At 44.7% G+C, this 12,904-nt stretch carries 10 protein-coding genes and 1 tRNA gene; 3 read left to right on the top strand and 8 right to left on the bottom strand.

The annotated features are described in order from the left end of the window. Positions 1–59: 59 nt before the first annotated feature. Positions 60–2,345 (bottom strand): RelA/SpoT family protein, encoded by a 2,286-nt coding sequence (locus tag ACFS25_RS08830; RefSeq protein WP_381498817.1) that lies wholly within the window; start codon positions 2,343–2,345, stop codon positions 60–62. Positions 2,346–2,569: 224 nt separating this feature from the next. On the opposite strand from ACFS25_RS08830, the gene ACFS25_RS08835 reads away from it, so the two are divergent. After that, positions 2,570–2,651, top strand: a tRNA-Leu gene (locus ACFS25_RS08835). A gap of 110 nt (positions 2,652–2,761) precedes the next feature. Next, positions 2,762–4,108: a trigger factor gene (gene tig / locus ACFS25_RS08840; protein ID WP_381498820.1), complete on the top strand. Its 1,347-nt coding sequence runs from the start codon at positions 2,762–2,764 to the stop codon at positions 4,106–4,108. A gap of 102 nt (positions 4,109–4,210) precedes the next feature. On the opposite strand, the gene ACFS25_RS08845 is transcribed toward tig, so the two are convergent. Further along, positions 4,211–5,053 carry a helix-turn-helix domain-containing protein gene (locus ACFS25_RS08845; RefSeq protein ID WP_381498823.1) on the bottom strand — a complete coding sequence of 281 codons (843 nt, stop codon included), beginning with the start codon at positions 5,051–5,053 and terminating at the stop codon, positions 4,211–4,213. Positions 5,054–5,121: 68 nt separating this feature from the next. Between ACFS25_RS08845 and ACFS25_RS08850 the strand changes: the two genes are divergently transcribed. After that, entirely contained in the window at positions 5,122–5,697 is a 576-nt protein-coding gene (locus ACFS25_RS08850; RefSeq protein WP_381498826.1) for an NAD(P)H-dependent oxidoreductase, read from the top strand. A 1,340-nt stretch (positions 5,698–7,037) separates the two neighbouring features. Here ACFS25_RS08850 and ACFS25_RS08855 read toward each other — a convergent pair. The 6 genes from ACFS25_RS08855 to mltG all read right to left on the bottom strand — a co-directional run bounded on the left by ACFS25_RS08855 (position 7,038) and on the right by mltG (position 12,756). Beyond that, positions 7,038–8,060 (bottom strand): hypothetical protein, encoded by a 1,023-nt coding sequence (locus tag ACFS25_RS08855; RefSeq protein ID WP_381498829.1) that lies wholly within the window; start codon positions 8,058–8,060, stop codon positions 7,038–7,040. 103 nt (positions 8,061–8,163) lie between these two features. Continuing rightward, the gene (locus ACFS25_RS08860) at positions 8,164–8,784 is read right to left on the bottom strand and encodes an L-threonylcarbamoyladenylate synthase (RefSeq protein WP_381498832.1); all 621 of its coding nucleotides are present in this window, start codon (positions 8,782–8,784) and stop codon (positions 8,164–8,166) included. 93 nt (positions 8,785–8,877) lie between these two features. Beyond that, positions 8,878–9,909 carry a glycosyltransferase gene (locus ACFS25_RS08865; protein ID WP_381498835.1) on the bottom strand — a complete coding sequence of 344 codons (1,032 nt, stop codon included), beginning with the start codon at positions 9,907–9,909 and terminating at the stop codon, positions 8,878–8,880. Between the two features lie 264 nt (positions 9,910–10,173). Next, on the bottom strand, positions 10,174–11,130 hold the full coding sequence (locus ACFS25_RS08870) for a YihY/virulence factor BrkB family protein (RefSeq protein WP_381498838.1): 957 nt from the start codon (positions 11,128–11,130) through the stop codon (positions 10,174–10,176). 117 nt (positions 11,131–11,247) lie between these two features. Next, positions 11,248–11,661 (bottom strand): acyl-CoA thioesterase, encoded by a 414-nt coding sequence (locus tag ACFS25_RS08875; protein ID WP_381498840.1) that lies wholly within the window; start codon positions 11,659–11,661, stop codon positions 11,248–11,250. A gap of 57 nt (positions 11,662–11,718) precedes the next feature. Beyond that, positions 11,719–12,756 (bottom strand): endolytic transglycosylase MltG, encoded by a 1,038-nt coding sequence (gene mltG, locus ACFS25_RS08880; RefSeq protein ID WP_381498843.1) that lies wholly within the window; start codon positions 12,754–12,756, stop codon positions 11,719–11,721. Between the last annotated feature and the right edge of the window lie 148 nt (positions 12,757–12,904).

The following is a 12,904-nucleotide window of genomic DNA, read 5'->3' on the forward strand; positions in this document are numbered from 1 at the left end:
TTAGGATTATACATAATAGATCTGGCTAGCTGAAAATTAAAACGGTTTATCGTAAGCTATCATGAGTCGAACCGAACAACCTCAAATACTCCCTGAACGCTTTCGAGTTTCTCCATCAGGGTTTCGAGGTGGCTGGTATCATGGACATAAAGCCGAATATTTCCCTCAAAGATACCGTCTTTCGAGTCAATCGCCACAGAGCGCATGTTAATGTGTAGCTCATTGCTGATAACCCGCGTCACATCGTTGATTAAACCAACGCGATCGGTGCCCGTAATGCGAAGCCCGGCCAGAAAAGCCAGTTCTTTTTGGGATGTCCATTTTGCTTTAATAATCCGATTGCCATGATTAGACATCAGTTCAACGGCGTTAGGACACGTAACCCGGTGGATTTTAATGCCATCATTGATCGTCACGAACCCAAAAACGTCGTCGCCCGAAATGGGATTGCAACACTTCGAGAGCGTGTAGTCGATCTTGTCCATGTCCTCACCAATGAGGAGCATATCGGCATCTGCCCGCTCACCATGAATTTTTTTCAGTTCCTTCACAAACGCTTTCGCGTCGGGCAGGGCATCGGTATTGAGTTTATTAGTACGATTTTCTTTAGCTTCTTTGTCAGATTTGAACTTCTTCAGTTCGCCAACGTCAATATGTCCTTTGCCAATGCGGTAGAAAAAATCATCAGTAGTTTTAGAGCCGAAGTAGGCGCGTAACTGATTGATGACTTCGTTGGTCATCTCGATCCGCAGCACCCGCAGTTTCTTATTTACCAACTCGCGGCCATCGGTTACGAACCGCTTGTTTTCCTCTTTAATTAAATCCTTAATCTTGGTTCTGGCCTTCGAGGTGACCACAAACCGGAGCCAATCTTCGCTGGGTTTCTGGCGGTTCGATGTAATTACTTCTACCTGATCGCCATTCTGCAAGACATAACTTAGTGGCACGAGGGTGTTATTGACTTTGGCCGCCATACACCGCGCCCCAATCTGGGTGTGGATGTCGAACGCAAAATCGAGGGCCGTGGCTCCGCGTTGTAATACCTGAAGGTCGCCTTTTGGGGTAAACACAAAAACCTCTTCGCTGTATAGATTGCTCCGGAAATCATCGACGAACTCAATAGCTCCTTTCTTATCGCCCGTTCCCGCCGATTCAATCATGTCGCGCACCTGACTAATCCAGGCTTCAATACCGGCACCGGTTTGTGTGTCGTTGCCTTTGTATTTCCAGTGGGCCGCGTAGCCTTTCTCCGCAATTTCGTTCATCCGTTCGGTACGGATCTGCACTTCTACCCATTGTCCCAATCGGCTCATAACCGTTGTATGGAGCGACTCATAGCCATTGGTTCTGGGGGTGCTGATCCAGTCTTTCAGCCGGTCGGGGTTGGGTTTATAGTGGTCCGTTACAATGGAGTACGCCCGCCAGCAAGCCGCTTTCTCCTCATCCTGTGGTACATCCAAGATGATTCGAACGGCAAACAGATCATAAATTTCCTCGAAGGGTTTTTTTGATTTGTTCAGTTTAGACCAGATAGAGTAAATGGACTTTGGCCGACCTTTAATTATGTATTTAATGTTGGTGTCAGCCAGACCTTTTTCAATCGGTTCAATGAAGCGACCGATAAACCGGTCACGTGCAAGGCGTGTTTCGCGCAACTTTTTGGCAATGTCCTTGTACGCTTCCGGCTCAACGTGCTTCAAGTACAAATCTTCCAACTCCGATTTGATGCTGTACAAACCCAACCGGTGAGCAAGTGGTGCGTAGATGTAAATCGTTTCAGAGGCAATTTTCAACTGCTTATCGCGGGGCATTGCTTCCAGCGTTCGCATGTTGTGGAGCCGGTCGGCGAGTTTAATCAGGATCACCCGCACATCGTCTGACAGCGTCAGGAGCATTTTACGGAAGTTCTCCGCCTGTTGCGAGGTTCCGTATTCAAAGTAGCCGGAAATTTTAGTCAGGCCATCAATGATTTTGGCAACCTTTGGCCCAAAAGCCCGGTCAATGTCGGCAATAGTCGTTTCGGTATCTTCAACAACATCGTGGAGTAGAGCTGCTACGATACTGGTTGTTCCCAGGCCAATTTCTTCAATGGCAATCTGCGCAACTGCCAGCGGATGGTAAATGTAGGGCTCTCCCGACCGCCGACGCATGTTTTTGTGGGCTTCGGCTGATGTATTAAATGCTTTCTTTATCAGTTTGGCGTCGGCGCCCTTCAACATTGGTTTTGCTGCCCGTAGTAATCGTCGGTAGCGTTTTAGTATTTCCTGCCGTTCCAGTTCTAAATCAATAACAGGTTCGGCCGCATCGGCAGACTGTTCGGCTTGACGCTCGATGGCATTCATCATAGTGGGCTTCGTTGCTGTAATCGCCTATTGGTTGTAGTCGTACTACCAAGATAACAAATTATTAATCGAAAACTGGTGGAATAATTGCTAAAAATAAAACCTTATGATAATTCGCTTGGTAGTTCTAAATATTTTTGTACTTTTGCACCCTGAAATATCTAAAACAACCGTTGGTCGTTATGAGATTTCAGCGAACAAATTCTATCTGTTCGAGTCGTTAATTTGCGGGCGTGGCGAAATTGGTAGACGTGCCAGACTTAGGATCTGGTGCCGCAAGGCATGGGGGTTCGAGCCCCTCCGCCCGTACGAAGTTTTGAATGAGTGATTGAGTGAATGAGTGAATTGTATTTTGTCACATTGACTAACATTCGCTTAATCACCTAATCGCTCATTCACCATTTTAAACCGATACAAACGTGGATATCACTTTAGAAAAAGCCAGCGACACCAATGCCTCGCTAAAGATTACGCTGACCCCGGCCGACTATAAACCCGAAGTAGATAAAAAACTGAAAGATTATGGCCGTAAAGTTCAACTGAAAGGGTTTCGACCCGGTCACGTACCCGCTTCTCTCGTGCAGAAAATGTATGGTAAGGGTATTCTGGTCGATGAAATTAACTCGATGCTGAGCAAAACGGTCAGCCAATATATCCGCGAAAATAAACTCCAGGTTGTCGGTGACCCCGTTCCTGACCGCGAACAAGCCGACGCCATTGATTGGGATAGCCAGTCTGATTTTGCGTTTAGCTACACGCTGGGTCTGGCTTCGGAGTTTGACATTGATTTCAGCGATCTGCCAAGCGTAACGCAATACGAAATTCAGGCTGGTGAGGCTGAGATAGATTCAACTATTGCCGATCTGCAACAGCGGTTCCATACGCATGGACACGGTGAAGAAGTTAGCGATGGCGATACTATTTATGGTGAGTTGAAAGCGGTTGATGGTGAATTTTCGGCCAAAACTGCATTCCCAATGAACCAAATGGCCGATGATGCCAAAGGGCAGTTTATCGGTAAGAAAAAAGGCGACGTGGTGACGTTTGTACTGGAGCAGGCTTTCCCGGATGAGAAATCCCGCGCTAATGCAACTGGCGTGAAGAAAGAAGAGGCTGCCGAATTGACTGGCGAGTTTACATTTGAGGTTGACGACATTACCCGCCACGAACCGGCTGAACTGAATCAGGAGTTTTTCGATAAAGTACTTGGTATTGGCGCTGTCACAGATGAAGAGCAATTCCGGGTGAAAGTGGCCGAAATAATTAAGGGTAATTATGGTCGTGAGTCGGCACAGTTGTTACGGTTAGATATCGAGAAAACACTGATCGACAACACGCCTATTCTGCTTCCCGACGAGTTTTTGAAGAATTGGTTGCTGGAAGTGAACGAAGGCAAGTTTACGCCTGAGCAAATTGATGAGCAATATGACGATTTCACGAAGTCGGTGAAACTGCAACTTATCAAGAACAAGATTGCTGAAAAAGCTGATATTAAGGTTGAGTTCGATGATGTGCTGGCCGTGACACGCGTGATGGTTAGTGAGCAGTTTGGCTTTATGGGTGGTGAAGATGAAGAGATGAACAAAACTATTGACCGCATCGCCCGCAACTACCTGACAGATGAGAAGAACAACGGTCAGAATTACACGAACACCTTCAACCGGGTATATGACGATAAAGTAATTGAATACGCTAAAACTCAATTAACTACCGTGACCCAAGACATTATGGTAGACGAGTTTAAAGCACTGGTTGAGAATCGGTAACTAATCGGTTTATAAAAGATATAAAAAAGGCTTAATCACTGATTGGGCCTTTTTTATTGTGCTAATTTTCTGATGTTTATGTTCAAACAAGAGTCATTAGGGTCAATAAAACTTCCCTGATTTACTGATGCATACTCCGCCTGGTGCTAGTTGTTTAAGAAATTGACGGGGTGTGACACCCAAAAAGTACGTAAAGTCTTTAATAAGGTGGCTATGATCATGATAGCCAAAGGTAAGTACAAGATCTAGCCAGTCAGGGGATTCTGGATACTGCTGGCAAAGGAGACTAAGCATTTTTTTGAAACGTAGAAAACGCACCATCTGCTTGGCTGAATAACCTAGATATGTTTGAAAACGTAACTGAATACTTCGAGTTGAAATTTGATTCGTTTGCGCCAGCGCTTTTATCGGATCTATAGCTGAATCGTTGAAATAAGGAATACTATCCAGTAAAGAGCTTGCAGCCTCGTCGGAGGGGGCTACAAAAGCCAGGGCATAATTACTTATCAACTTTAGTCGATCAGTCAACGTGGTCATGGCGGCCAATTGATCCCATAGTTGACTAAAGCAACTTTTATTGAGTAATATATCGGGGTTGTGTAAGTCTTCAGCTTTGAGCCGGTGCATAGGGACCCCCAGAAGCCGGTAGAAACCATTCAGGGTAAAGTTCACAACGATTAAATCCGCTCCGGCAGGTAAGTCATAGGTCAACGTTTTTTGAAGAGGGCCTACTACCGCAGTTTGATGGATAACATAAGGATCGGTTCCTATTGAAATAGGGATAGGGGGACCGAAGTTGAACGCCAGGATCATCTCATAGTTAGGCATTAGCTGTTGACGCAGCGGTTGAGCCTGCGTTGACAGCTGAACGCAGTAAAAATGGCTGAACACAGTAGCCAGACGTTCATCCGCTTCGATCAATTGGCTATTAGTTGGCGCTCCCACTTTCGTTTTCTTACAATTTTAGCTGTTCACACAGACGGACATTTGTCAAGCTAAAACAAAAAAGACAAATGAAACATCTCATAATTTACGCTCATCCAGATCAAACCAGTTTCAACCATGACATTAAAAATGCTATGGTTGAAAAGCTGCATCAGGCTGGCGATTTAGTAGAAGTGCGCGATTTATACGCTTTGGAGTTCGATCCAATTTTAACTACAGCTGATCTTGCCGCTTCGAAAACCGGTCAAATTCCAGCTGATATTGCTACTGAGCAATCATTTATAGCATGGGCAGACGTGGTGACGTTTATTTATCCTATTTGGTGGACCGGCTTACCCGCCATAATGAAAGGCTATATCGACCGGGTTTTTATGTATGGTTTTGCGTATCAGTATGTACAGGGCGTTCAACAAGGTTTACTAAAAGGAAAAAAAGCGATTATTATTAACACGCAGGGTAAATCGCACGACGAATACCGGTCTACAGGTATGGATAAAGCGCTCCAGCTAACCTCTGACAAGGGGATTTTTGACTACTGTGGCTTTGAGATCTTACACCATGTATTTCTGGCATCAGTTCTTCAGGCATCACCAACACAGCGAGCTACTTGGCTGGCTGAAATAGCCCAAATGAATTTAGAGTAAGGAGGTTAAAGTGGTCTATTGAATTAGTTGAAAATTGCTTTGTACCATTATTGATCAGGCCCGACTAAAGATTAGTTGGGCCTGATTATGTATGATTCTTGGTTAATTTGTAATTGTTTTTATTAGTAATGTTTGTATGTTAGTAGTTCAGGGACGTGTTCGATTATGTAAAAAAAGTGGGCCGCTGACGAAATAGCGCATCTATAAACTTGGATTTGTATAAAAGCACGCAGATGACAATAGGTTACAACTCTTATTCGCTTTGAGGACTCTGAACTCTACATAATGTATAAGCCAAAACAAGAATATAGAATTGTAAAAAGCTGTTGTAGACTAATCTGACGATGAGAAACCTATTTACATTCTTAGTAGTCCTTTGGATGGCCCTTAATAGCTTACAAGCACAACAGATTATAATGCCAAAAGAAAATCGGTTTGAGTTTGGCATTTTTGCAGGGCTGAATTATTCCTTTCCCCTTGTGATTAATTTAATCAGTACCTGGGTCATTTCGACTCTCAAAATAATTTACTTACTGGCATTGACCTACATTACTACTTAAATGACCGTTCCTCTTTGCATCTGCAACTGTCTTGGACACAGGTTAACGATGTCAAGCCTAAAAATTCATGGGTTCACTCCACTTTTAGTATTACGACCATTAAACTACCAGTAGTTTATCGATATTATGTGCTGACTAATCGGAAACTATAATTTCTTCAAACCGGAGTTAGTTACAACTACCTTGTAAATAGTAATTTCAGCGAACAATTGGATATAGTCTGCATTACCAGCCCATATCCAATTATAATTGGTCCAAACAAACTCGCGTCAAACAAGTCTGCGGTGAGTAGCATGGCCGGTATTGGCATTAATATCGAATTGCAAAAAGTTAGCATCCCTATTACTCTACAATACGAACGGTACTTAAGTAACTACCTATTTCCTAGGCAGTATGATGCTCAACCCTCGCGGGTGAAATTTGAGGTTTTCACACTTACCACTGGGATTAATTTTTAAGTCACTTTAGTAGCTATTGAGACGTACACCGCACTTATACAACAATAATATGAAAGTACCTTTGGTAATCATAGCTATCATACTAGGCGTGTCTGCCTGTCGACAATTTGATTTTGAAGCCTTACGATTTGAAAAGTTAGGCTTAGGAATCGTATATCTATTAGGATTCCTCGTCTCAATCTTCTTTTTGATAAGGGATAGAAAGAATACAAAAAGATCTGATGATTAGACTTTAGAAAGACGTGTTGTATGACTAATTTCAGTACAAAACACAAAGGGAGACCCAGCGGGTCTCCCTTTGTGTTTTGTACTGAAATTGAAACTACTGATATTGAATATACATCGGCTTGGGCGTCAGCGCCAGCACTTCGGCGGGCGTCATAATGCGGGAGCCGGCCTTGCGGAAATCGTTGTCGTAGAACAGTTTGAACCCAGTGTATTGTACCGGTTCCATCTGAATATAGTCGTGGTATGAATCTTTTTTGAGTACCGGCGGACCCCAGCCGTCCATATCCATCACAATCTGGACATTCGGATCTAGTTTAATGTTTTTATAATTTTTAATCATGCCTTGTGTGAAGCGGTGAACCACCAGCACTTTGGGAGGCAAATTGTTTTCTTTAACAACGCGGCTTAAAAACTGAACGGCCTGATTGATATCGGCGGCATCATAGGAGCCAATTTTAGTACCTGGTTTTGCACCTGTTACCATCGAGAATTCCGGGTCGATACCCAAGTGAACGAAAGGCAGCTTTAAATATTTCTCCATGTATTTCATCTCCGGACCGAGTGGTGCATGACCCCGTTGGATGTCCAGGAACACAACGGCTTTGTGTTCGTTACCCCATTTCAGCACTTTCTTAATGGTTTTGTCGGACATACGCATGCGGTAGCCACCATCTTTGCCGGGCAATCCCTGCGCCGATGTAGCGACCAAATGCAGGGCAGGTTGAATAGGCGTAGCAGGGTCGGCTTTTTGCCAATTTTTGATTTCTTCATCCAACCGGTGCAGCATTTCTGCTTTCGGGTATTTACCTAACGCGCCCATCTTCTTGGAATGGGGGTTACCGTAATAGGCAAATATGCGGTATTTGGGCAGCAGCGCGCCCGTGGGCGCATACGTCAACGAATCGAGGGTAGAGTCGCCAGTGCTAACTGAGCGTGTTGAGGTAACAGGTTGAGCCTTAGTGGACGGCGTTTCCGACGAGTCTACTGCTGGACTTTTGGCTGATGCTTCGGTGGCGAGTTTACCCGTTTTCGACGAATCGTCCTGTTTTGATTGAGTTGAGCAGCCGGTGAGTTGACAAAGAGCCAATAAGGAGAACGCGGCCAAAGAAAAGCGCATACTAAATAAGATGAGTTGGGTATGATTCACAAAAAAAGGGTTACACTCCCAAATGAAGGAATGTTAACCCTACGATGCAAGTATAGAATGTTATCCTAACTTTTCAAAGCACTAATTCACCTAAGCCCTGTCGGATGACCGAAAAGTCGTCGTCGGTTGCGTCAACAATTGTCGATGCCACATTGCCGCCATAGCCCCCATCAACAATAATATCCACCTGATTCTGAAACTTCTCGAAGATCAACTCCGGGTCGGTCGAATACTCGATAATTTCGTCTTCATCACGGATAGACGTTGTGATAATTGGGTTCCCGAGCACATGCACAATCTGACGTGGAATATCGTTGTCCGGTACTCGAATACCAACGGTTTTTTTGTTTGTGTTGAGTAGCTTCGGTACGTTGCCACTCGCCTGAAGGATGAAGGTAAACGGCCCCGGCAACACACTCTTCATCAACTTAAATGCCTGGTTGCTCACTCGGGCATAATCGGCAATATGGCTTAGATCGTAGCAGATGAACGAGAAATCATTTTTCGCAGGCTTGATGCCCTTAATGCGGGCCACACGCTCAACCGCGCGGGCATTATGAATGTCGCACCCCATCCCGTAAATCGTGTCTGTCGGGTAAATAATAACAGCCCCCTCGCGAAGAGCTTTTACAATATGCTCAATCCGACGCGGGTCGGGGTTTTTAGGATACAGTTTAATGAATTCGGCCGCCATTTTTAGTAAGCAGTTGTCAACAACCAGTTAGCAGCAAACATAGCCTGTTAAAAAGAGTTCACAGCCACCGGTTTACTTGTAACGGTAAATGGACTAAACCGGTTTCGCCGACTGGCTTGCGGGATACCACTTGAGATACTGCCGATAAGCTTTGTTGACAGGCAAATGCAGGCGACTTAATCCCAGAATCAGGCTGCTAAAGAAACCTGGACGCTCAATGTGACGTAAGAGTTCGCCGAATTGCAAAGCCAAATCGAACTGTTCAACGTAAAATGCCTTCCGAATAAAGGTACGGATACGTCCGGCTAATGCTTGGTATTCGTCGGGTGTGGCACACCGGTCATAAGCTTTGTAACAAACTTTCAGCGTTGACCGAAGCAGGTTATTATCAGGCCATATTACCTGTGCCGACATCGAATCAGGGCATTGACGTTTCAGCATTAGCACTTCATCCAAGTAGGCATAATGATAGAGACGGGCCGATCGCACCCAGAAATCAAAGTCCTCATAAGCCAGTGTTTCGTCATATCCGCCAAGTTCATTTAGCACATCCCGACGCATCATCATTGTTGGCGTGCATATAAAGTACGACTCCAGAATGGGTTGGAAAACATTGCCCGATGGAACAGGCGAGCGGGCATGGCCTTGGGCATTAACAGGGTAATGATGAGCTATTTCCTGTCCGTCTGTATCGACGTAAGCCGCGTTAGAAAATACGACTGCGTAAGGACCGGCCAATTGTTCAAATAAAGCAACTTGTTTGGAAATACGGCCCGGAAGCAGCACATCGTCGGCGGAGAGGTCAATTATGTAACGACCTTCGGCCAGTGCCAATCCCTGATTAAACGCCCTGGTCAATCCTATATTGATTGGGTTATGAATAAACCGGATAGATGGGTATTGCTCAATAAATGCGGCAATGCGTTCCACCGAACCATCAACACTCCCATTGTCAATTACAATCAACTCAACATTTGGGTATCCCTGGTCAACAACCGATTTGAGCGCTTGCTCTACGTAAGCTTGATGGTTATAGCTAGTACAAATGACACTAACCCAAGGTTTAATCCGATTGAGATAGGGGCTCATCGGTAACGTGTTGAACTGTCCGGTGACGGAAATCATAAAAAATTAGTGGCGTTCCACAACTAAAATAAAGGCTCGACCTAAACGATCGGTTTATATAAAACACCAAAGTAAAACCTATTTGTTACCTTTTTAGTGGATGTTTTTAGCAAGCGGGAAAAAGAATACAAGCTTGGCACCAGATTGAAAAGTTGGCACGTTTTTCGCCAAGGCTGAAGAGAACACATTTTGGGTGTGCCAAGTTTTGGTGATAGCCTGAAACTGTGTCTTTACATTTATGGGTTAGGTTTTGCAAACGTCATCTCAAATCTCCGGGGTGGCGTTTGTTGTTTTTGCGGCAACACTCGGATTCCTATCTCCTTCGAGGCTATAAAGGGCTACATTCATTTCAAAACCAATGATGAGCAGCAACGAGATGAGATTTATCCATATCATTAGAGCAATGAGTGTGCCAATTGACCCATAGACTTTGTTATAAGAACCAAAATTGGAAATGTAATATGAAAAGCCCAGTGTAGTCAGCACGATTAATAACGAAGCTGTAATGGCACCGGGGGTAATAAAGGCCCACTTCATATTCACATCCGGCCCGTATCGGTAAATAACCGAAACCGTTCCAACAAAAACGGCGAACACAATTAAGTAGCGAGTAATAGCTAATAGATTAATGAAAATAACATTGTTGAGCAGGCCAAAATGAAGTAAGTAATCGCTCACTACACCGCCGATAATCAAGACAACAACGGCTAAAATCAGGGCAAATGCCAGGGTGAACGTTAGCCCGATAGCCACAATTCGAACCTTGAAAAATCCTCGTCTTTCATTAGAATGATAAGATGAATTGAACGCTTGCATCATAGCTACCAAACCACTCGTAGCCGAATATAAGGCCAGTAAAAAACCAAATGACAGAACACCACTACGCGGTCTGCTAATAATGTCGCGGAGCGTTGTATCTACAGTACTAAACGTGTCACCCGGTAATAATTCCCGAAAAAATCCCATAATCTGCTCTTCAAGGTTAGGAATGAAGGTGATAAAGGGAATAAGTGTAAAAAAAAAGATGACTGTGGGAAAAATGGCTAAAATAAGGCTATACGATACAGAAGCTGCCCGTTCACTAGTGTTGTTGTCCGCAATTTGACTGACCATCTTCTTCAAAAATGCGTACCAGGTAATCCTGGAATTGAAAGGATGATGGCTGTGCAACCAAACGCGGATTTTTCGCAATGCCTTAACACTCATTAGTTTGTCAAACATAGCGGGCATCGTTAATCATTAATAATTTATTGAGAAGTATCAGCAATTAGTAGTTTAGTGTTGCTTACGAGCGTATCCTGCCGCCACTAATTGCCAGTCACGTACTACTTTGGGAACCTATCGCTCAAAAAAAGGTTTAGTTGCCTCGACTAAATCAGCTGGAGCTGAGCAGGGACGACCGGTATCGGTTCGGACGAATACGAGCGTTGTTTGGCCGGTATTAAGTAGTTGACCATCCTGATTGAAAATCTCATAGCCGAACATCAACCGGGTTTTTGGCATTTGCGGTATTGTGACGCGGATGGTCAGCAGATCGTCGTACTTAGCCGGGCGGATAAATCTTGAGTTGAGGTCATAGACGGGCATCGAAATACCACTTTCTTCTATGTCTTTGTAATTCAGGCCCAGATGTCGCAGGGCTTCAACCCGGCCTATTTCGTAAAAACGGGCATAATTTCCATAGTAAACTATGCCCATCTGGTCGGTGTCATAATACCGAACCCGAATAGCGGTAACGTCGTGAATAATCATATAAGTAGGTAAGTCAATGAGTAGCAAGTAGACGGGTTCACTTACCATATACACCGTCTATTTCATAATCTTCATTCGGGTGAGGGCCTGTTGATACAATCGGGCATTCGCTATGTGTTCGGCCAGCGTTTTCGAGAAGGTATGGTAGCCGTTGAAGCTGGCATTAACCACAAAAAATAGGTAATCATGCTGTTCTGCGTTAAGAACTGCGTCAATGGTGCCGGGAGCGGGCAAATTGATGGGACCTGGCGGAAGACCCGTATACCGGTATGTGTTGTACGGGGAGTCAACGGCTAATTGACGTGTCAGTAACCGCCGAATGCCGAAATCGCGGAGGGCGAAAATCACCGTTGGGTCAGCTTCGAGTTTGATACCGCGTTTCAGACGGTTCAGGTAAACGCCAGCCACGCGGGGTTGCTCGTCACGTTTGTTGGTTTCGCCAGCCACAATCGACGCCAGCACCTGAACTTGCGTCTGGCTGAGTCCTAACGCTTTCGCTTTGGCCTGACGGTCGGGAGACCAGAATTTCTTGTATTCAGTACCCATACGCTCCATAAATGCCTCCGGCTTTATAGTCCAGAAAAACTCGTAGGTGTTGGGCAGAAAGAGACAAACAATGGTTGTCGTATCGAAGCCGAATTTCTGGCAGGTTGCCGGATCGTTGAGTAGTTTGCCAAGTGCATCGGAGCCAAACTCAAACTTGCTGCCGAGCCGCTGAATGAGGTCACTTTTTTGCCGCATACTATTAAATGTTACCGGCATTGCGTCCTGACTGCCGCTTCGCAGTTTGGACAACGCGTCGCGGTTACCCATAAGGGGCTTAATTTCATAACGGCCTTCCTTGATGCGCTCAGGGTACTTCATCATCTTAGCCAGGAACCGAAACGAGGTTTCGTCGTTGATGACCTTGTGCGTTTTGAGCGTATCCATAACCGACTCAAACGTAGATCCACGCGGAATCAGTAACGCAAAGGTTTTGTCATTATCCTGAACCAGCAGGTTAGGGCTTCTAAAAACCTGCCAGAAATAAAAAGTAAACGTCGTCAGCAGGATGGAAACAGTGAGAAACAGGCCGATTTGTATGTTACGCGACATAGTAAAAAAATGGGTAATGTACGATAGAAAACGTATAATGGTTAAATAATAACACTATACTGGCTAGTAATAACGGCTCAGTTACCAGCCATCACCAGTGCATTATACCGTTTACTTTATTGCGCAAATTTACGTCAAAACTGACCAA

Origin of the sequence: Spirosoma flavum, assembly GCF_042686045.1 — a bacterium.
Taxonomy (GTDB): Bacteria; Bacteroidota; Bacteroidia; order Cytophagales; family Spirosomataceae; genus Spirosoma; species Spirosoma flavum.